Origin of the sequence: Sulfitobacter marinus (assembly GCF_900116285.1) — a bacterium.
Taxonomy (GTDB): domain Bacteria; phylum Pseudomonadota; class Alphaproteobacteria; order Rhodobacterales; family Rhodobacteraceae; genus Sulfitobacter; species Sulfitobacter marinus.
In genome coordinates this window covers 101,531-122,026 of sequence record NZ_FPAJ01000003.1, presented here as the reverse complement: position 1 = coordinate 122,026, position 20,496 = coordinate 101,531, and the positions used below count along the sequence as shown (strand labels likewise).

At 56.0% G+C, this 20,496-nt stretch carries 22 protein-coding genes; 8 read left to right on the top strand and 14 right to left on the bottom strand.

The window, feature by feature from the left end:
• Positions 1-76: 76 nt before the first annotated feature.
• The 4 genes from BM347_RS09465 to BM347_RS09450 are packed head-to-tail and all read right to left on the bottom strand — an operon-like array spanning position 77 to position 3,895.
• On the bottom strand, positions 77-541 hold the full coding sequence (locus tag BM347_RS09465) for a GNAT family N-acetyltransferase (RefSeq protein WP_093916233.1): 465 nt from the start codon (positions 539-541) through the stop codon (positions 77-79).
• Entirely contained in the window at positions 538-2,139 is a 1,602-nt protein-coding gene (locus BM347_RS09460; protein ID WP_093916232.1) for an ABC transporter ATP-binding protein, read from the bottom strand. The genes BM347_RS09465 and BM347_RS09460 overlap by 4 nt, the downstream gene beginning before the upstream one ends.
• Entirely contained in the window at positions 2,136-2,951 is an 816-nt protein-coding gene (locus tag BM347_RS09455) for an ABC transporter permease (RefSeq protein WP_093916231.1), read from the bottom strand. Before BM347_RS09455 ends, BM347_RS09460 begins: the two co-directional genes overlap by 4 nt.
• Positions 2,948-3,895 (bottom strand): ABC transporter permease, encoded by a 948-nt coding sequence (locus BM347_RS09450; RefSeq protein WP_093916230.1) that lies wholly within the window; start codon positions 3,893-3,895, stop codon positions 2,948-2,950. The genes BM347_RS09455 and BM347_RS09450 overlap by 4 nt, the downstream gene beginning before the upstream one ends.
• Before the next feature lie 179 nt (positions 3,896-4,074).
• Between BM347_RS09450 and BM347_RS09445 the strand changes: the two genes are divergently transcribed.
• Positions 4,075-4,521, top strand: coding sequence for an HdeA/HdeB family chaperone (locus BM347_RS09445; RefSeq protein ID WP_139226477.1), 447 nt, complete (start codon positions 4,075-4,077; stop codon positions 4,519-4,521).
• A 107-nt stretch (positions 4,522-4,628) separates the two neighbouring features.
• On the opposite strand, the gene BM347_RS09440 is transcribed toward BM347_RS09445, so the two are convergent.
• The 3 genes from BM347_RS09440 to BM347_RS09430 all read right to left on the bottom strand — a co-directional run bounded on the left by BM347_RS09440 (position 4,629) and on the right by BM347_RS09430 (position 7,841).
• Positions 4,629-5,069, bottom strand: coding sequence for a MarR family winged helix-turn-helix transcriptional regulator (locus tag BM347_RS09440; RefSeq protein ID WP_093916229.1), 441 nt, complete (start codon positions 5,067-5,069; stop codon positions 4,629-4,631).
• A gap of 8 nt (positions 5,070-5,077) precedes the next feature.
• The gene (locus tag BM347_RS09435) at positions 5,078-6,208 is read right to left on the bottom strand and encodes an Acg family FMN-binding oxidoreductase (protein WP_093916228.1); all 1,131 of its coding nucleotides are present in this window, start codon (positions 6,206-6,208) and stop codon (positions 5,078-5,080) included.
• Between the two features lie 154 nt (positions 6,209-6,362).
• On the bottom strand, positions 6,363-7,841 hold the full coding sequence (locus BM347_RS09430; protein ID WP_093916227.1) for an ABC transporter substrate-binding protein: 1,479 nt from the start codon (positions 7,839-7,841) through the stop codon (positions 6,363-6,365).
• A 146-nt stretch (positions 7,842-7,987) separates the two neighbouring features.
• Between BM347_RS09430 and BM347_RS09425 the strand changes: the two genes are divergently transcribed.
• On the top strand, positions 7,988-9,259 hold the full coding sequence (locus BM347_RS09425; RefSeq protein WP_093916595.1) for an Hsp70 family protein: 1,272 nt from the start codon (positions 7,988-7,990) through the stop codon (positions 9,257-9,259).
• 3 nt (positions 9,260-9,262) lie between these two features.
• Here BM347_RS09425 and BM347_RS09420 read toward each other — a convergent pair whose 3' ends face one another.
• Entirely contained in the window at positions 9,263-10,543 is a 1,281-nt protein-coding gene (locus BM347_RS09420) for an acetylornithine deacetylase/succinyl-diaminopimelate desuccinylase family protein (RefSeq protein WP_093916226.1), read from the bottom strand.
• A gap of 100 nt (positions 10,544-10,643) precedes the next feature.
• Entirely contained in the window at positions 10,644-11,894 is a 1,251-nt protein-coding gene (locus BM347_RS09415) for an aminotransferase class V-fold PLP-dependent enzyme (protein WP_093916225.1), read from the bottom strand.
• Positions 11,895-12,039: 145 nt separating this feature from the next.
• Here BM347_RS09415 and BM347_RS09410 point away from each other — a divergent pair, with 145 nt between their 5' ends.
• On the top strand, positions 12,040-12,891 hold the full coding sequence (locus tag BM347_RS09410; RefSeq protein WP_093916224.1) for a formate/nitrite transporter family protein: 852 nt from the start codon (positions 12,040-12,042) through the stop codon (positions 12,889-12,891).
• A gap of 78 nt (positions 12,892-12,969) precedes the next feature.
• Positions 12,970-13,890 (top strand): YihY/virulence factor BrkB family protein, encoded by a 921-nt coding sequence (locus tag BM347_RS09405; protein ID WP_093916594.1) that lies wholly within the window; start codon positions 12,970-12,972, stop codon positions 13,888-13,890.
• 44 nt (positions 13,891-13,934) lie between these two features.
• Here the strand turns inward: BM347_RS09405 and BM347_RS09400 are convergent, their stop codons facing one another.
• From BM347_RS09400 to BM347_RS09385, 4 genes are all read right to left on the bottom strand, one after another.
• Entirely contained in the window at positions 13,935-14,312 is a 378-nt protein-coding gene (locus tag BM347_RS09400) for a hypothetical protein (protein WP_093916223.1), read from the bottom strand.
• Positions 14,312-14,641, bottom strand: coding sequence for an ElaB/YgaM/YqjD family protein (locus BM347_RS09395; protein ID WP_245764236.1), 330 nt, complete (start codon positions 14,639-14,641; stop codon positions 14,312-14,314). The genes BM347_RS09400 and BM347_RS09395 overlap by 1 nt, the downstream gene beginning before the upstream one ends.
• A 125-nt stretch (positions 14,642-14,766) precedes the next feature.
• Entirely contained in the window at positions 14,767-15,669 is a 903-nt protein-coding gene (locus tag BM347_RS09390; RefSeq protein WP_093916222.1) for a glycosyltransferase family 2 protein, read from the bottom strand.
• 222 nt (positions 15,670-15,891) lie between these two features.
• Entirely contained in the window at positions 15,892-16,386 is a 495-nt protein-coding gene (locus BM347_RS09385) for an ABA4-like family protein (protein ID WP_217644021.1), read from the bottom strand.
• A gap of 29 nt (positions 16,387-16,415) precedes the next feature.
• On the opposite strand from BM347_RS09385, the gene BM347_RS09380 reads away from it, so the two are divergent.
• Complete coding sequence (locus BM347_RS09380; RefSeq protein WP_093916221.1) at positions 16,416-16,862, top strand: MarR family winged helix-turn-helix transcriptional regulator; 447 nt, start codon at positions 16,416-16,418, stop codon at positions 16,860-16,862.
• A gap of 233 nt (positions 16,863-17,095) precedes the next feature.
• Here the strand turns inward: BM347_RS09380 and BM347_RS09375 are convergent, their stop codons facing one another.
• Positions 17,096-17,905: a response regulator gene (locus BM347_RS09375; RefSeq protein ID WP_093916220.1), complete on the bottom strand. Its 810-nt coding sequence runs from the start codon at positions 17,903-17,905 to the stop codon at positions 17,096-17,098.
• A gap of 25 nt (positions 17,906-17,930) precedes the next feature.
• Between BM347_RS09375 and BM347_RS09370 the strand changes: the two genes are divergently transcribed.
• From BM347_RS09370 to BM347_RS09360, 3 genes are read left to right on the top strand one after another with little or no spacing between them, the layout of a single operon-like run.
• Entirely contained in the window at positions 17,931-18,164 is a 234-nt protein-coding gene (locus BM347_RS09370; protein ID WP_342742184.1) for a NepR family anti-sigma factor, read from the top strand.
• Positions 18,161-18,718: an RNA polymerase sigma factor gene (locus tag BM347_RS09365; protein WP_093916219.1), complete on the top strand. Its 558-nt coding sequence runs from the start codon at positions 18,161-18,163 to the stop codon at positions 18,716-18,718. The genes BM347_RS09370 and BM347_RS09365 overlap by 4 nt, the downstream gene beginning before the upstream one ends.
• 2 nt (positions 18,719-18,720) lie before the next feature.
• On the top strand, positions 18,721-20,442 hold the full coding sequence (locus BM347_RS09360) for a sensor histidine kinase (RefSeq protein WP_093916218.1): 1,722 nt from the start codon (positions 18,721-18,723) through the stop codon (positions 20,440-20,442).
• Positions 20,443-20,496: the final 54 nt, after the last annotated feature.

Here is a 20,496-nt window from a genome sequence, read left to right as displayed (position 1 = left end):
ACGCAGGTTCTTGGCCCCCGCCAAGTGGGGTAAGGAAGAAGTTGCGGGTGCATACCCCGTGGCGTTTCGGGTCAAGCTATTGGCGTTCAATCCTAAAATTGAAGCTGCCGCTTTGATGAGGTGTTTTGGGCGGGCCTGTCGTAATCTCGCAGGCGTTTTCACACTCGGCCAAGCATTGTTCCCAGAACGCCATGCTGCCGGGCGAATTTTCGACGACGCCCAACGTCCAATCCCCGCCAAGCGCGTTAAACACCAGATACGCGGCCTGCGTGCCGATCCCTTGCCGCCGATGATCGGGGTGGATCGTGAATTCGGCCAGCTCATGGGTGCCATCGGGGTGGTTCCAGACAAGGGCAAAGCCGATGGGCATGCCGTCGAGATTAATCACATAGGGATGCCGGCCCTTTTCAACCCAGTAACGGTTCAGCGCAGCAGGGTAATAGTTTGGCCCATCGGGTAGAATTTCGGCGAAATATGCTCTGGCGAGATCATCCAGTACGGCGCGATCTTTTTCGGGCACGGGCGCGATGGAGAGCGTCATGGGTCAACTTCTCCCAATTCCGGCAGAACAGGGGCCGCCGCAAGAAGCGCTTGCGTATAGGGGTGTTGCGGGGTTTCGAACACGGTTTCGGTGTCGCCCTGCTCAATGATCTGCCCGGATTTCATGACCAACACGCGGTCGGTAATGGTGCGCACGACGGATAAATCATGCGAGATGAACAGATAGGTCAGGTCGTAAGCCTTGCAAAGATCGGCCAGCAGATCGAGGATTTGCGCGCGGACCGACACATCAAGCGCGCTTACGGCTTCGTCAAACAGGATCAGGTCGGGGCGGATGATCAGCGCGCGTGCGATGGCGATGCGTTGACGTTGGCCGCCTGAAAATTCGTGGATGTATTTTTGCGCGTCGTCCGGGGTCAGACCAACGGCGGTCAGGGCCTCGGCGATGGCATCGTCGCGGGCGGTGCCTTTGGGCGGGTCGGCCAGCAGGTGAAAGGGTTCGGTAATCAGACGGTCGACGCGGTGGCGCGGGTTGAAGCTGCCGAAGGGGTCTTGGAACACCACTTGCATCTTGCGGCGCACGGCGAGGTTGGGTTTGTTTCCGGTGAAGACGGGTTTGCCGTCCAGAGTGATCGTGCCGCCTTGGACTTGTTCTAACCCCAATATGGCACGTGTTAGGGTCGATTTTCCGCAGCCGGATTCACCGACGAGGCCGAGACGTTCGCCGCGCTGGAGGGTAAAGGACACGTTATCCACGGCGCGGAATGTGCCGGGGCTGCCAAAAACGGTGGTGCGCGGCAGGCGGTAATCCCGGCTGACATTTTGCACATCAAGCAGCGGTGTGGGTGCGGGTGCAGCGGGCAATGCGACCTTGTGGTTTGAGGCGGCAAACAGCATTTGCGTATAGGGGTGGCGCATCTCGCGCAGCAGCGTTTGGGTCTCGCCTTGTTCGACGATTTCACCCTTGCGCATGACGATGATGCGGTCGGCCATGTCGGCCACGACGGCCAGATCATGGGAGATCATCAGCAGGCCCATATTATCCGCTTTGGCCAGTGATTTCAGCAGGTCAAGAATTTGCGCCTGTGTGGTGACATCCAGCGCGGTTGTGGGTTCATCGGCAATCAGCAACCGGGGGCGCAAGGCAATGGCCATCGCGATGACGACACGTTGGCGTTGGCCGCCTGACAGTTCGTGCGGATAGCGCCTGAGGGGGAATTTCGCCTGTGGCAGGCCGACACGTTCCAAGGTTTCGGCGGCGCGGGCCAATGCGTCCCTGCGCGATACAGACCGGTCGTGCACGCGGATCGTTTCGGCAACCTGATCGCCGATGGTCTGCACGGGGTTTAGCGCGGTCATTGGTTCTTGGAACACCATGCCGATGTCGTTGCCACGGATGTTGCAGAGATCCTGTTCGGACAGTTTTAGCAGATCCTGATCGCCCAGCATGATATGGCCGGTGGCTTGCGCGCCCTTGGGCAGCAATTGCATGGCGGCGAGGGCGGTCATTGATTTGCCCGACCCGCTTTCCCCCGTCACAGCGACAATTTCCCCCGGATCCACGCAGATCGTTACATCATGCAAGATCGGATAGGCGTGAATGGCGATCGACAGGTTGGTGATGCTGAGCAATGTCATATGCGCGTCACCCGCAGTCGGGGATCAAGGTAATCGCGCAGCCCGTCGCCCATCAGGTTCAGCCCCAAAACCGTCAGGATAATCGCGAAACCGGGGATCAGCGCCATATGCGGGGCGATTGATACCAGTGTTTGCGCATCGGCCAGCATCCGGCCCCAAGATGGCGTTGGTGGTTGCGCCCCCAGACCGACATAGGACAGGCCAGCCTCGGCCAGAATACCCAGGCTAAACTGGATGGTGCCCTGAACGATCAGCAGATTGGTCACATTAGGCAGGATATGTTCGACCGAGATGCGCGTGGCGGATTTTCCGGCAACGCGGGCGGCAAGGATGAATTCACGCTCCCACAGGCTAAGCGCGGCACCGCGGGTGATGCGAGCAAAGACGGGGATGTTGAAAATGCCTATGGCGATGATGGCGTTGATTGCGCTGGCCCCGAAGATCGCCGTGATCAGAATGGCAATAACGAGCGAGGGGAAGGCAAAGATCAGATCGTTGCCGCGCATGATGACCTCGTCCAGCCATGATCCGCGCCGGGCGGCCGCCCATAGGCCCAGCGGAATACCCAGCCCCATCCCAATCCCCACAGCGACCAGCGCCACCGCGATAGAGGTGCGTGCGCCCACCATGATCATGCTTAGAATGTCGCGGCCAAAATGGTCGGTGCCCAAAATATGTTCACCGCCGATCCCCTGTAGCTTGTTGGGGATATCCATCGCGGTGTGATCAAAAGGTGTCCAGATAAACGACACCAGTGCGGCCAGAATGAAGACCCCTGTTAGGGCAGCGCCAATAATCAGATTGCGGTTCATGTGCGTGACCTCAGACGTGGATCGACAGCAGCATAGGCCAGATCGACCAAGAAATTCACCACGATTACGGAAAACACCAACAGCATTACGACTGATTCAACGACAATCAGATCGCGTGCGGAAATGGATTGGAACACCAGCCGTCCCAAGCCCGGCAGATAGAACACCTGTTCGATGATGATACCCCCGGCCAGCAGAAACGAGAACTGCAACCCGATGATGGTCAGCACAGGGATTAGCGCATTGCGCAGACCGTGCCGCCATAGCGCCTGCCGCGCGGTCAGGCCTTTGGCGCGGGCGGTGCGCATGTAATCTTCGCCCAGAACATCCAGCAATGCAGACCGCATGACGCGCGCCAGAATGGCGGCTTGCGGCAGTGCTAGCGCAATGGCGGGCAAGGTCAGGGCGTGCAGGCCGGCCCAAAGCCCTTTGTCCCACCCGACAAATCCACCAGCGGAAAACCACCTTAGGTTGATTGAAAAGATCAGCACCAGCATCATCGCAAACCAGAAATTCGGAACCGCAACACCCAGTTGCGTGGCCCCCATAACGCCCAGATCGCCAGCGCGACCCCGGCGGGATGCGGCGTAGATGCCTGCGGGAAATGCGATCAATGTGGATAGCGCCAAGGCATAAAGGGCCAGTGGCAGTGACACCCACAAGCGCGCTGCGATCATATCGGCGACGGGGGTCCGGTAAGTATAGGAGGTGCCAAAATCACCGGTCAGCAACCCGCCAACCCAAGACAAGTATCGTTCGACCTTGGAGGCATCGAGCCCCAGTTCGGTGCGCAGCGCGGCCAAGGTTTCGGGCTGTGCATTGATGCCCAGCATGAACGATGCCGGATCCCCGGGCGCGATTTCGATCACTGTAAAAATGACCAATGACGCCACAGCAAGGCTGACGCAAAGAGAGATCAATCGTTTGATTGTATAGCGCAACATGTGCGTAGGTTAGGCGCGGACTTTCGATGCGTCCAGATAAGAAAGCGCTGAACACTGTTGATTTGTGGCCTTTTAACTATCTGAAATAAAATGAGATATCAGATCAGGTAGAAAAATTCGGAACTATACTCCAAATGGTCGAGTTGAGACGGCAGAAACGAGTGATAAGGAGCTTAACGATGAAGACTACATTTAAAACAATCGCAATCGCCGCCCTGATGGGCACCATGTCCGCCCCAGCATTTGCAGCGGCTCACGCCGATCCAAATATGACATGCGCCGACTTTAACCAACTGTCTGCCGACGATCAGGCAACTGTTGCCGCCATGGCAATCGCCGAGGTGGATGACGGCTATAACGGTGAGTCCATGGAAGACACAGCCAAGGCGACTGATTCCTCTACCGATGTAACAGCACGCCAAGCCACGGATGGCGTATCTGAAGAAGGTTCGTTGCTTGATGGCGAAGCCAAAGCAGTTGCCGCGACCGGTGGCAACACCGCCGCATCGAACGCGACAGCAGAAGCCCAAGTTGTGACCGCGACAGAGCAGCTGTACCGCATTTGCGATATCAACCTTGACGCGACTGTTGGCGAAGCCGCAGCTGGCCTTTCTGGCACCAAGTAAGCGTATCTGAGTAACGAGTATCAACGGGCGCAATGTTGCGCCCGTTTTTTCATTTAAAGGCCGTGTTTTGGTTTACAGATATCGGGATCGGGCCGATCGGGACCGGCCTACATATCGCGGTTGTTGTCCATCTTCTGACGCAGCTGTTCAAGTACCGGTAAAATATCCTCCAGCCCTTCGATATCATCGGCAAGCCGAGAGATGGGTTCTTGCATTTCCCCAATGATCTGAAGGTACAAGTTCCGGCCAGCGTCGGTCAGGAATATCTGTTTTTTGCGCATATCATCGGGATGGATACGCATCACTATCAACCCACGTTTTTCAAGCTGCATCAGGGTGTTTGTCATCGATGGTTTGGGTACTTGAAAGGCGCGTGCCAGATCGGCGGGGGTTTTCCCATCGCCAAGCCGGGCAAGATTTCCCAGTAGAGTGAACTGAGACGGATGCAACCCGTCGGGCAACCGCCGTGCAAGCACAGCGGTCCCCAATTGCGAGATAATTCCGATCTCGTTGAATATGCGGAAAAGTGTTGTACGTGGGTCGTTCAAAGGCGGCCTCAGATCAATTTTGCCTCTAGGGGCCAACGCGGGCTTGGGGCAATAGAGGCTGCATAGCCTATTCTGGCAAGCATTTGAACCGTTCCGCCATCGGGCGCGAATTGCATATGAATGTCATCATAGATGCCTTTCATTTCAGGATATTCCTGAAGCGCCTGACTGAGCGGTTGAATTGCCAACCCCTGAGAGGTCGCGGCGAGGTTGATACGCAGCCAATCACGACCGGCGGTAATCTGGTCGAGCCGGGTATTCGCAGGGGTCACTTGCCACAGATGGCCCATGGCGGTGTCGGTGTTAGCAAAGATCGCTTTCATCCCTTCTTTGTAAGAGGCCGAGGATGTATCCAACAGCGCTTCGCGTTCCATCATCCCGGCAGCGCCCAAAAGCTCGAACACAGGTCCGGTGAAATCAATGCCATCTGGGCTTGCGTCCACGGCTTTCGCACCAATGCGGAACAGATCGACGCTTTCAACATAGGTTCTTGGGGTTTCGACCTCGATCCGCAATGCCTCGTGGGTCAATGTGCGCAACGCTTGGACGTGTCGGGACAGGACGCTACCATTGACTTGGGTTTGGACAGCAGCGTCTAGCACGGTTTGCAAGGCAACCGGTGGCACGGCTTTTGACGTATCAAACGGCACTTTGTGAGAGCGGCGGTTCAAGGCATATGCGAAAAGCGGGTCTTTTGGCGCGGTGCCCTCAAATTTCAGGATGGCGACGGGCCTGCCATCAAGCGCTGCGGCGTCTGATCCGTCGGGAAACAGCTGCGCGGTCATGCGAATACCATCATGAGAGGCAGCCAAGCGCGCCATTTCGATAAAGCACCCAAGCCCGATGGTGATTTGCCGGTTAAACGGGTCGGTATGCGGCAACATCCGGTTGGTATCAACATAGAGGGTCGCCTGATCCGGTTCGGAAAGATCAACCATCCAAGGCTGACGGTTATGCGGGTTCGGTGCCAAGATCGCCCAAGACAACGCACGTTTGCGAGGGTCAGAATACTGGGTGCCCGCCGCGTCCCAAGGAAGAAGCGCGGTTTGTGTTTTACGGGTCGCGATCACGCCGGTTGCGGCCGAAACGGCGACAATTGTGCCGCCTCCGATAAGGCTAAGAAAATGTCTGCGTTTCATTGAGAATCTCCATTTGTTCGATATCGAACATTAATAGTTCGAGATCAAACTAAGTCAACAACGAAGTTCGTACCTGTTAAAAATGGGCCCTGAAATGAAAAACGCCCCCGCAAAGCGGAGGCGTTTAAAGCATAATGCTCAGTGTTTTGGTGCTTTAGTCAGCCCAGCTGACGCCAGTCAAATCTACCGCTTGCGTCGGTGCATTTGTCCAAAGTCCTTGAACGCCAGCCTTGGCGACGCCCAACGCAGCAAGCTGGAACAGGTATCCATTCACATAATCCTGCGAGATGATTTGCTGCGCTTCGCCCAGCATTTGCGCGCGCATATCTTCGTCAGTCGTTGCGTTCAGTTTGGTCATCAACGCTTGGAAATCAGGATTATCATACTGGAAGTAATAATCCGGGTTGGCGTAAATTCCGATGTCCATGGGTTCGGTGTGGCTAACGATGGTCAGTCCAAAGTTCTTGCCCTTGAACACAGTCTCAAGCCATTGGGCCCATTCGACGTTGTTGATCTTGGCCTTGATCCCGACAGCGGCCAGCTGTGCGGCGATGATTTCACCACCACGGCGCGCATAGGATGGGGGTGGCAGGTCAAGCGTTGTCTCGAACCCGTCGGGGAAGCCAGCCTCGGCCAGCAGGGCCTTGGATTTTTCAGGGTCAAACGCGCTGATCCCGGTTTCATCGACATATGCCGGATTATGTGGCGCGAAATGGGTACCGATGGGCGTGCCATATCCGAACATCGCGCCGTCAATGATGGCTTGGCGGTTGATCGCGTGGGCAACCGCTTCGCGGACTTTGACGTTGTCGAACGGCGCTTGCTTGTTGTTCATCGCCAGAATGGTTTCGCCTTCGGTCGATCCGACCAACACCTGAAAGCGTGGGTCAGCCTCGAACTGGGGAAGGTTTTCGGGCGCGGGGAAACCGGTGAACACATCGACATCTTCGGCCATCACCGACGCGAAAGCGGCAGTCGGATCCGAGATGAACTTGAACGTTGCCACGTCCAGCGCGGCAGGCGCACCCCAATAATTAGGGTTCTTTTCAATCTTGAGATTGTCGCCTTGGGTCCAGCTGGTGAACTTGAACGCGCCAGTGCCGATGGGCAGCTGTTTGATGTTATCGATGCTTTCCGGTGCCACGATCACAGCATCACCCCAGGCAAGGTTAAACAGCATATTGCCGTTTGGCGCGCTTAGCTTGATTTCAACAGTCGAAGGATCAATTACGTTCACTTCGGATATGGCGCTGAACAGGGCCTTTTGTGCGTTGGCGCTGTCTTCGGCGTTGATGCGGTCAAGGCTGAATTTCACATCATTGGCGTCCATTGTGGTGCCATCGTGAAAGGTCACGTTCTCCTGCAAACGGAACGTATAGGTCAGCCCGTCTTCTGAGATTTCCCAAGATTTAGCGAGACCCGGAACAACCGAACCGTCCCCCATAAAGCGTGTCAGCCCTTCGAATACATTCGAATACAGAACTGAATCGATTGCACCAGCAGCGGCGCTGGTGGGGTCAAGATGCGGCGGCTCTAGCTGCATCGCGACGGTAATTTCGCCTTTTGCAACGGCACCGCCGGCCATCAGCGCGGCAGCACAGGTGCCAAGAATAAGTGAGCGAAGATGGAACATCGGTGTCTCCTGTTAACTTTCTGGGGGGGAGACTACGCAGTTCGATACGGTTTGGCCAGCACTGCATTGCCCGTTACAGATTTGTATTGTGCCGCCTGTTCTGCCGGTTTATGCGCCAGCTTCGTTTTGTCTGGCAGGGGTGTATTATGGCTGGGGTTTCTTCCACTTTGGGCATCGATTTCGGCACGTCCAATTCGGCGGTCGGATATGCCATTAATGGCGTGCCCCACCTTATTGACGTCGAGGCAGGCGAAAACACCCTTCCCACCGCGCTGTTTTTCGACGCCGAAGAAAAACGGATCATCTATGGCCGCGGTGCCCAAAGGTCGCTGATCGGCGGGGATGAGGGGCGGTATATGCGAGCGCTCAAAAGCCTTCTTGGGACATCACTGATGCGCGAAAGCCGGATGTTGCTGGGCAAGCGAATGGATTTCATCGCCATCGTTGCGAGCTTTCTGGCCGAGCTGAAGAACCGCGCCGAGACCGCCACCGGGCAGACATTCGACCGTGCGCTGTCGGGCCGACCGGTGATGTTTCACAGCGCCGATGCCGCACGAAATGCCCAAGCGCTGACCGATCTGACCGAATGCTACCATCTGGCCGGGTTCAAAGATGTGCGTTTCATGCCCGAACCCGAGGCCGCCGCGCTGGCCAATCGCGCGGTGCTAGCGCCGGGTGATCTGGGGCTAATCGTGGATATCGGCGGTGGTACGTCGGATTTTACGCTTTTCCGTCAGCAGGGCGACGCGGGCATTGATATTTTGGCAAGCAAGGGCTTGCGCTTGGGCGGTACCGATTTCGACCGCGAGCTAAGCCTGCATCACGTCATGCCGCATCTTGGCATGGGCAGTCAGATCAAACATGTGTTTGGCAGTGAAACCCATGCCGCCCCCCATGCTGTTTTCACTGATCTGGCGACATGGCAAAAAATCCCGTTCCTTTATACCCGTGAACAACGGCGTGCGGTGGATGATCTGGCGAAATATGCGGTTGAACCTGATCTGTTGAACCGTCTGGTCAAGGTGCTTGAGGATGAGCTGGGCCACGACATTGCCTTTGCCGTTGAAGCGGGCAAAATCGCAGCGAATGATACGGGCGCGACGGCCCCGCCCGAGATCAAGCTGGATATCCTTGAACGTGGTTTGCGTGTGCCACTGCCCGCCGCGATGATGGCTGCGACCTTGAATGAAATGGCCAATAGCATCGCGCAGGTGGCGACCGATCTTGTGGCGCAGGCGGATCTGATGCCTGCGGATGTGAACAAACTGATTTTCGTGGGTGGATCAAGCCTGATGGGCGTGATCGACATGGCGATGCGCCGCGCCTTTCCTCAGGCGGAACTGCATCGGGGTGCCGCGATGACCGCCATCGTTGACGGGTTGGCCATCGCAGCGTCTGATGCATTTCCTGCGGATTAGAACCTAGTCTTTCGGTAAAAGCAGCGTTTCCAAGGCCGCACCCATCACGCAGGCGCTGTCGACCATGTCATCGATGCCGATATATTCATCCGGCTTATGCGCCAGTTCCAATAGGCCGGGGCCATAGGCGATGCAGTTCTTGAGCTTGCCGATCCGGTCGATGTGCTTCTGGTCATATGACCCGGGCGAAGCGACATATTCAGGGGCTTTGCCCATGATGTCTTGGATCGCATTGGCCACGGTCTGAACCACGGGCGCGTCACGGTCGGTCATTGAGGGCAGAACCGAATTTAGCTCGGTCAGCTCATAGTCGAAATCAACCCGTGTTTCCTTCAACCCTTCGAGCAATGCGCGCACTTCGCCGCGCACTTGGTCAAGCGGCTCTTCGAGCAGGAATCGTCGGTCGATGGTGATCCGGCAACTGTCGGGCACACAATGGGCGGGCAGACCGTCGAAATCATCATCGTTTTCCTTTTGACCGCCATGGATCGAATTGATGTTCATGGTCGAACTGCGCGCCCCTTCGGGTACGACGGGCATATCCGTGTGTCGCGCGGCCATGGCGGGGAACAGCTTGTTTTCGAACTCGGTCAGGACGGCCCCCATGTGCCGCACCGCGCAATCGCCAAGGAATGGCATGGACCCGTGGGCAATCTCGCCTTTGGTTTCAATCTCGGCCCACCAGCCGCCACGGTGACCCAGACAAATGCGGTCTTTTTGCAGGGGTTCTGGAATGATCACATGCTGGACCCGTTCGGGGTTAAAGAACCCTTGTTCCGCCAGATAGGCCACACCGCCGTAGCCGCCGGATTCCTCGTCTGCTGTGCCAGAAATTTCGATTGCGCCAGCAAAGTCGGGATGCGTTTCGATAAACGCCTCGGCGGCGATGATGGACGCGGCCAGCCCGCCCTTCATATCGCAGGTGCCGCGCCCGTAAATCTTGCCATCCGAGATTTCGGCACCGAAGGGATCAAAGGTCCAGCCGGCACCGACCTCGACCACGTCGGTGTGGCTGTTGAAATGCACGGTTTCGCCAGCGCGCGTCCCTTCGCGGCGGGCGATGATGTTCCAACGGGGGTATTTCGTGCTGTCACCGGGAGTGCCATGGGCGCGGATCAGCTGTGTCTCGAACCCGTGCTTTTTCAGGCGTTGGTCAAGGTATTCGCAAATCAATCGGTAGTCGCGGCCCGGCGGGTTAAGCGTCGGAATGCGAATTAGATCCTGAGTGAGGGCGATGAGGTCATCGCGCTTGGCGATGATTGCTGCGGAAACTGTGTTTGTCATGGGCGCATGTTTGAACGGGCGCGCCCATATGGCAAGCGGTGTCTAGGAATGGACCGTCGGATTTGAGTTTATTTTGCAAAATGAAACATACCCGGCGCGATTATTCAGCGATGTCCTTGATTGCAGTGAGGAATGTGCGGACTTCGTCCATTGTATTATAGTGGCACAGCGACACGCGCACGGCAGCGTCTAGGCCAAGCGGGGTGAGAATGTTGCCCGAGTAATGATCGGCCTTGCGCAGGTGGGTGCGGATGCCTTGTGCGTTGAGCTGTTCGACGATTTTGGCGGCGGGAACGGATTTGAGGGCAAAGCACACCAACCCTTCGCGGTCGGGGTTGTCGGCACCGCCCAAGATTGTGACATCCGGCAGATCGGCCAGACCGGCGAGGTTGCCCGTGCCGAACAGCATGGCATCGGTGAGTTGTTTTTCATGGCCGTGGATCGCGGCACCGGCGGCTTCGATTCGGGCGCGGGGGGCGGTTTCATCCGATACCTGTTGTCCCAGCCATTCGAAATAGCGCACCACATCGCTGAACGTGGCATAGGAGCCGGTATCACGGGTGCCCATTTCCCAGTTGCCTGCCGGACCGCCCTTTAGCGTTTCGATGGGCAACGCGCTAAGGCGACCAGACGCCCAAGCAATGCCATAGCCGTGGCGCGAGAACAATTTATAGGGCGAGATCACATAGCCGTCGATGTTATAGCTGGCGATGTCGATGCGCCCGTGGCTGGCGTGTTGAATGCCATCGACAAAGACATACGCATCGGGCGCAACCGCGCGGATGGCGGCAGTGATACCGGCGACATCATTGGCGATGCCGGTGACGGGCGAAGTATGCAGGATTGTGGCGACCCTGACCTCTGGTGTCATCAGCGCGGCATAGGCGGCGGGCGTGACCTGCCCTGTCGCATCATCATGGGGGACGTTGATATAGGGTTTGCCAGCCATCGCGGCCCAATGTTGCGCAGCACTGCGCGAGGCAGGATGTTCAACACTAGAGCCGATCACCGCACCATCGGGGGTGCCCATGGCCGCGGTGCGGATCAGACGGAATGTCAGCTCGGTCCCGCTTTCGCCGACGAAAAACTGGCCGCCGGGCGCATTAAAGAACACTGCCATATCGGCCTTGGCCTGTTTGATTTTTGACACAAGCGCATGGGAAGCAGGGTTGTCGCGGCCCTGATTATCGGGGATCGCCGCAAAGAGCGCCGAGGTTTCAACGACCGTGTTCAAGGTCAACGCACCACCTGCGTTTTCAAAGAAAATGCGTGGCCCTTGGAAGGGGCAGCTGTCGACATGGGCGAATTTGGCGCGGATTGCCTGTGTGAGTTCGGAATTTTCGGTGAACATTTTAGGCCCTGCCTGCGTTAGCTTATGTGATTGTGTGATTTCTGCGCTAGATTAACCCCAAATCACAACCACAATTAACTGCTTTGGTCATATGCATCTGCGCGCGACCGGGCGCGGAATGTAACCTATTTGCGGGAGCAGCCAAATGGCCCCTTTGATTCAACGCAGTGTGTCCCGAAAAAAACGCCAAGAGACGGAGGACGAAGAACGTTCCGTCTCGCAGGCGACATCCCTGTCGCCAAAGTTGATCTATGAGGTGATCCGTCGTGAGGGCGAAGAAGAGCTGAAGCGCACAAAGCGGTCATTGATATGGTCGGGTATTGCAGCGGGCATCATGATCAGCCTGTCTGTTCTGGGCGAGGCGGTCCTGAGGACCTATCTACCCGATACACCCCATCGGTTCTTGATCGAGAATCTGGGCTATTCACTGGGCTTTCTGGCTGTGATCATGGGCCGGATGCAACTATTTACCGAAAATACAATCACCACTGTTTTGCCGGTCATGCGCGCCAAAACCTGGCATTCAGTGATGTGTATGCTGCGGCTGTGGGGCATCGTTCTAAGCGCAAATGTGGTTGGGGCTTTTGCCGCGGCGGCGCTGTTTATCTGGACGCCCGCATTGTCGTCTGACATCATTCCGGCGGTTCTGGAGTTGTCGCACCATGCAACGCATATGGGTGCGTTTGAGGGGTTCTGGCGTGCCATTCCGGCTGGGGTCATTGTGGCGTTGATTGTGTGGATGCTGCCGCAAGCCGATGAATCGTCGTTCTTTTTGATCCTGATCTTTACATGGCTGATCGCAGCGGGGGATTTTGCCCATATTGTCGCGGGATCGGTCGAGATGGCCGTGATGATATTGGATGGTCAGTTGGGCCTTGGCGGCGCGCTGTTTGGTTTCTTTATTCCGGTACTTGCTGGCAATATCGTCGGGGGTACGATCATCTTTACCCTCGTGGCGTGGGGGCAGGTGCGCGACGAGGTCGAAGAAGAGGAATAAGCAGTGTCAGGCGCGGCCGCCTCTTGATCGGCAACCGGTGGCCCGTCATAAAAGCTGCAGTTGTTGGGATTTGTGTCGGTGCATAGAGTCAGGATTTACTGGGCGGCTTTCAAGGCAACCATCGCTGATATCAGCGAGTTGAATATCGCAATGGTGGCGGCCGGGGTGGCCTTTTACGGGATGTTGTCGCTGTTTCCGGCGCTGGCTGCGTTGGTGACGCTGCTAAGCCTGATCTCTGATCCGGTCGTGGTGATCGCCCAACTGGAAGAGATGCGCGGCCTGCTGCCCAACGATGTCTATACCATCATGAACAAACAGATCGTGTCGCTGGTGACCACCAGTTCGGAGACGTTGGGCTGGGCGGGGGCGGTCTCGGTTCTTGTTGCGCTTTGGTCGGCGCGGGCCGGGGTCGGCGCAATGATGATCGGCTTGAACAGTGTCTACCACGAGCGAAATCGGAACTTTGCGCGGCATTATCTGCGGGCTTTGGCGTTAACCCTTGGGTTGGTAACGGTCGGGATCATCGCATTGCTGACCGTTGTTGTCGCGCCCATCGTTTTGTCGTTTATCCCGCTGGGCAGGTCCGATGTCATCGTCGCGGATTTGATCCGTTGGAGCATCGCGATCTCAGTGTTGCTGGTGGGGATCGGTGTTTTATACCGCTTTGGCCCGAACCGGCGCGGCGCACGGGCGCGTTGGCTGACAGTTGGTGCCGTCTTTGCGGTCATGTCCTGGGCAATCGTGTCATATCTGTTCAGCTATTACGTTGCCAATTTCGGAAACTACAATCAGGTCTACGGGTCCATCGGTGCGGTGGTAGCGATGTTGGTTTGGTTGTGGATCAGTAGCTTTCTGGTACTGATGGGCGCGTCATGGAATGCGCAGGTCGAATTGCGCATACATCATGATACGACCGTAGGCCCGCCGCGCCCCGTTGGGGAACGCGGCGCAGTGGTTGCAGATGATTTCGTGAATACGGATAGGACAAAGCCCATATAGGCTGCCTCCCGCCCGTGAACCGGACGGGGTGTTGATCCCGTAGATCAGATTTTGGTATTCCTACCCGCGTTAAAGCCGTTGATCAGCGCAACAACAATGCCGATAATTCCTTCGATCCCAGTTGCGCCCATTGCTCTGCGTTCGGCTTCTAGGCGCAGCATTTCGGCGGCTCTTTTGCGTTGCAGATGACGCGACCGGATGCCCATTGCGGCGATCATCACTAGACCGATGCCAAAGAACAGGCCGCCCATGATCAGGCAGGCCGTCAGCGCGGTGGTGAGTGTCAGTAAAAACAGCCATGCCGCGACAGCAAGAAATACGGATCCGACCATCAGGCAGATGCCGGCACCCAGACCGATCGCTGCGGTCTGGGCGGTTTCGGTCGCGCGCAAGGCAACCCTATCTAATAAAATATTCAGCATTACCGACGCGCCGCGATCAGTCCGATCAGGAACCCGACGCCCGCTGCGATACCCATCGCGGTGGCCGGTTGCGTGCGGATGAAATCTTCGGCGTTTTGCTGTGCCTCGGCAGCTTTTGCTTTGCCAAGATCGGCATAGTCATGTGCTGCTGTTTTGGCTTGGTTCGCGGCGTCACGGGTGGCGGTTTTGCCATATGTGCTGACAGAGTTTGTCAGGGCTGCGATGTCGTCCTTGAGAATTGAGATCTGCAGGGAAAGATCCTCTACGGTGACATCCTTGGCCGCTTTCACGTCTTTTGCTGCCGCGTCTTTTGTCATTTCCTTAACCATTGTTTGTCTCCTTAATGAACTGATTATCTTGCCTTACAAACGCTTGGGGAATGATTCAGTTCCAGCATATCATACTTGGCCAGCTGTCCGAAGGTAATGCGGCGGACCGACGCGTGCAGCCTCGATCAGCCCGGCTTGCGGGCTGTTTCCTGATCGGCACCAAACCGTGTTTTGAACCAACTTGGCAATGTGACGCGGTTCTTGAATACGATGGAAAGGCTTCTGAGCACATTTCCTTTTGCGTCGCGGAAAGGCTCTGATGTGATGGCGCTATAGGCCTCATCCCGGGCGCTGGCCCAGTCTTTGTCCTCAAAGCGGACCAGATGCAGATAAAATCGATCGGCAGTTTTATCGGCTTCTTTCCATGCGGCACCGGGCAGCCCTTTTCCGGCGGTGTTGCCAACCCCGATGCGGTGCTGGTTGGCCAGCTCAAGCGCCTTGACGTTGGCGTATTTTAGGTGGGCCAAATACACCCCTTGTGGCAGGTCAAACGGGGCCGAGGCCAGCTTGCTCGGCGCGACCTTGATACCGTGCCGCCACAGGGCGGTGCCGCGTTTGGTGGCCCAAGCTTTGCTGTAATGCCCGCTGAAAACCGCCGTCGATCGGTGGCCGAGGGCCATCTGGCTGCCCGCCAACACCCGGTCGTTTATCGTTTCGGCAACGTTAAGACCCAAGGCGAAAACCGCATCCGACTGCGATCTGTCAAAGACGTCATCGAACGACGCATAAAGCGACGGATCAAAGCAGATCAATTCGTCGGCATCGGTTCGGATCATCCAGTCATAGGTCTGCCCCAAATCATCCGCGAAACTATTGAGATATCTGCCCCGCTTGCGGTCGAACTCTTCCAGGTTGTCGCGGGGAATTGTGGTGACGTTTGCGCGGGGGCATAGGTTGGCAATCATCGGGTCTTGACCGTGGGCGACGATATAAAGATGTTCGTACCCCAGTAAGCGACCGTAATGGGTGTACCATTGGGACAGCGCCCAGTAATCCTTATAAACCATCGTGATCGCACAGGTGCTCATGGCGTCCTTTATGCCGCCTGCAAAACCTGTGACAAGGGGTTTTGCATGTGCTGACCGAATGACCCTGTTCTGCTGTCCCAAATGCAAAAAGGCCCTCCTAGATGCACAAGCCCCTTTCCAGATGTGGTGACGAGCATGACCAATTCGGGAACGATCATCAAAAGGGCGAAGGTCCGGTTTGAGGCCAAAGTCACGGATGCTGCGGTCTGCACGAATGGCGGCTTACGCGGATATTGACGCCCGAATGGTTTTATTGCGAACGGCGCGGATAACCTGAAACGCTAGGAGCCCCGCAGGCCCAAAAAGAAAGACCACGGGCAGGCATGGAGCAGTGAACCAGAAGCTCACGCCTTCCGCACGCGCGGTCCGGCAGACCCATGCGCCGATGAAGAGATCAAAAGCGAGAAAGTGAACCCAAGCAGCAAGTGCGGCTTGTTCATATGAAAACAGCACCATCACATCGGCAAGTGTTCCGAAACCACCGGCACTGTCAGAGGGCGGTATGATGAGCAGAATGACGTAACCCAAGCATAGAATAATTGGCAGGACCATTCCTGCAATCCAGTCCGCCCATTTCGGGATGAGCGGCGAGAAAAGCAAGCATAGCCAGCCGATCATTGCGACGATACCGGCGATTGAGAACGGTGTTTCGAAATCCATGGCGGGTGTTTCCTTCGGTGTGAACAAGTTGAAGCTATTCTTGCTATATGATTGCATATGCAAGCGACTCGCGATAGATATGCCATATGACCGATTTATATACAACCAATGCGCTGCGCCTGCTCCAGGTCGCTGATGACTTCCGCGCCGGGCTGAGTGGCGAATTTTCGGCTGTTCACGGAATATCCGTAAACGAGTTTCTTCTACTGCTTCATCTTGAGCGCTCGGCAGCCAACAGACTGCCCCGAGTTGATTTAGCGAGACGGATGCATGTCAGCGCGTCAACGATCACGCGAATGGCCGCGCCAATGGAAAAAATCGGCCTCATTGACCGTGAAGTTGATGACCGAGACGCGCGGCTGGTCTTCGTCGTGGCAACAAATGCTGGGCGCGCAAAACTGTCTGAAGCTCTTTCCACATTTTCGAAACGGGCAGGTTATCTGTTTGACGACCGTTGCGAAGATGAAGAGATGGAGCAGTTCGCCTCAATGTTGCGTCGGTTGATAGCTGGACCGGGCGACACGTTGGCATGAAATGACGGCGTTGAGATGAAACCTGTAGCGGACCTTCGTAGCCTCAAGACCAATGGCTACAAAGTCCCACGTAGGCGACATCCGGCATGATAAAGATGCCCCCGCAAATTTCTGCGGGGGCATTCGTCTATCCAAGACCATATTGCGTTCGGGTTAATCGTCGCTTTTCTACACATCCAGTAAAGGCCGCGCAGATGACGCGCGGCCTTTTAAATCCGGTCCTGACAAAAGGATCAGGAGTTCAGCGTTTCCGTCGACGAAAAGAACATGGCCTGCGACACAGCCGACACCACTTGATCAACGCTATAAGGTTTGGAGATCAGGAATGCGGGTTCTGGTTTGTCGCCTGTCAGCAAACGTTCAGGGAAGGCGGTAATAAAGATAACCGGGCGGTGGCCCAGATCCGCCAGCAGGTCGTTAACCGCATCGATCCCCGAGGAATTATCCGCAAGCTGGATATCGGCAAGGATCAGGTCGGGTACATCCGCTTTGCCCAATTTGATTGCTTCGTCACGGGTGCGGGCGATGCCGGTCACGCGGTGGCCCATGTCGGCAACAATGGATTCGATGTCCATCGCAATGATCGCCTCGTCTTCGATGATCATGACGGAACCCATGACGCTATCGGCCATTTCACGGCGGGCAATTTGAACCAACTGGCTGGCCTCTTGTTCGTCCACGTTGATGATCTCACCGACTTCGCCAAAAGAGAAACCTTCGATGGTATGCAGCAGCAAAGCTTCGCGGCTGTGGTTGGTCAGTTTTGCCAGATGTTTTTGCGCCCGTGCCCGCGGGCCGGTTTCACCTTCTTCGATCGGGGCACCCGCGCTGGACCAGATGCCATACAGCACTTTGAAAATCCCTGTCCGAACGTCCATCCCGTCCAACATCGACCGATCTACCAGAATGGCCTCGAGCGCTGCCGCAGCAAATGCGTCGCCGCTGGTTTGACTGCCCGTGAGTGCGCGTGCATAACGACGTAGGTATGGAAGGCATTGACCCAACGCATCGCTGACACTCGTGTTTTCTGTGGCGTCCGTCATTTATCGTTGTCCTTTTAAAATAATTATGGAACCAAACCCCGCAGATGAGTGTTTAGTTCCACACGGTGTGCAGAAATATATGTCAAAGTCAGGAAAAATGTCGATGCAGTTGGGCAATAACGAAGAAAAAGAACGTTTCATCGACGAAAACCTTCGGCGCGTTTACGAAGAGACGATGGACGAAGGGATCCCTGACAAATTCAAAGACTTGCTAAACAAACTCAAAGAGCAAGAGAAAAGCGGCGGGAAATCCGAATGAGTGGCTCAGACCCGCGCGATGAACTGGTCGAGCATTTGCCGGCCATGCGCGCATTTGCCATCAGTTTGACCCGAAACGGTGCCATCGCGGATGACATGGTCCAGGATACCGTGGTCAAAGCTTGGACGAATATCGATAAATTCGAAGTTGGCACAAACATGCGGGCGTGGCTGTTCACGATTTTGCGCAACACATATTATTCGTCGCGTCGCAAGTCGAACCGCGAAGTTGCTGATGTGGATGGTGTGTTCACCGAAAGCCTGGCTGAAAAACCTGCACATGACGGCCATATGCAAATGACAGATTTCCGCAAAGCGCTGGGCGAATTGAAAGATGAACAACGCGAGGCATTGCTTTTGGTTGGGGCGTCCGGGTTTTCCTATGAAGAGGCCGCAGAAATGTGCGGTGTTGCCGTAGGCACAATCAAAAGCCGGACCAACCGTGCGCGGGCTCGTATCGCCGAACTTATGGGTCTGCGGGATGACGAAAGCCTTGAGATGACAGATGATGCGACAATGTCAGTTATTTCGTCGTCAAAAGTGTCGTCCTTTTAACGATGACGTCGGGCTTTCCTGGCACTGATATTTTTCGGGGCCTTACCTTTCGGGTATTGCTGTTTTTGTCGCTCGCGTTGTTGCCGATCGGGTTGATCTCGGTCGTGCAAACCCGCGAGATTGCCGAGCAAAACATCATGAACGCCGAGCTTTCATTGCTTGCGATTACGGAACAGGCATCTTCAAGCGAAAGCGGTCTTATCCAAGAGGCGTTCGGCGGGGCGGATGCGCTGGCGTCGGTGGTGAACCTGATCAAGGCCGATAGTTTCTCGTGCAGCGCGTTCTTACGTGAATACCAAAAGTCGTCAAACCTTTATACTCTTGTCAGCTTTGTCAGGGTTGATGGGCAGATGGAATGTGTGTCGAACGGTATCGCCACAGACATGAGCGAAAACCCTATCTACAAAAAACTGATGCAGAGCAAAAAGCGTACTGCGAATATTTCGCTGCGCCCCAGCATCAGCAAGGAGGTGGTGCTGATCGTCAGTGTGCCACTTAGGGTCGATGGTGAATTGCTGGGCTTTGTGAATATGTCGATCCCCGAGCGTGTTTTCCGTGAGGCTGTGGAGCTTGACCTTGAGGTGCGGCCGACAGCGATGGTGACCTTCAACGCCGAAGGGGACATTCTGACAACTGAAAACGATCGTGACCGGGCAAGCCAAGAAATGCCCGCTGTGCAAGAGCTGAAATGGTATGCTGGCCAATCGGGTGGTGTGATCCGTGCTAAGAACCTTCAGGGTGATGACCGGCTTTATGCGATCTTACCAATCGTTCCGGGCGTTGTTTACGCGATGAGCGTCTGGCCCGAAAATTCCCCGCTTCTTACGGCTGGGGCGTCGACACGGCTGAACCTTGTGCTGCCGGTGATCATGTGGATCGCTAGCCTGATCGTGGCATTTTGGGCGCTGAACCGACTGGCGATCAAACACATCCGCAAACTGGGCCGCCAGATGCGCCATTTTGCGTTGAACAGAACCTTGCCGCGCACCACGCTTAGCGGGGTTGTTCCGACCGAAATCGTGAATATGGAAGAAGCATTTGTGGGCATGGCTGAATCCATCCTTCGGGACGAGGCCAAGCTGGAAGACAACCTGCGTCAAAAGAACATTCTTCTGAAAGAAGTACATCACCGGGTTAAAAATAACCTTCAGCTGATTTCGTCGATTATGAACATGCAGATCCGACAGGCCAGCACGCCGGACGCAAAGCGTGTTTTGCAGCGCCTTCAAGACCGCATTCTAAGCCTCGCGACTGTGCATAAAAGCCTGTACCAAAACGATAACCTGACCCGCGTTGATGGTGGCGTCTTGATGCACGAGATCGTAAATCAATTGCTGAGCGTCGGGCTTCCAAGCGGTTCGGGGATCACGGTTACGCAGAAATACGAGGCGATCCAGCTGGACCCTGACGACGCGGCCCCGCTGACATTGCTGGTGTCCGAAGCGGTCACAAACGCGCTGAAATACGTCGCAGTTGGCCAGGCGGACAAAGGCCGGATTGAAGTGACCTTGAAATACACAGGCCCCGAAATGGCGTTGCTGACGGTCAGCAACTCTACCGGTCACGGGGACGTTGAAAAAGGCACTGGTTTGGGATCGCGGTTGATCAATGCGTTCTCGCGACAGCTGAATGGCCAGTTCAAAATCAACGAAGAACCGAACAGCTATACCCTGTCGGTTGAATTCCCCGTGCCCCTGAAATCAAAGATCGTCTACGACTACTAACGATCCGCAGGGCGTGGGCCGGTTGCATGTTCAGCAATCCTTAACGTCATGCGC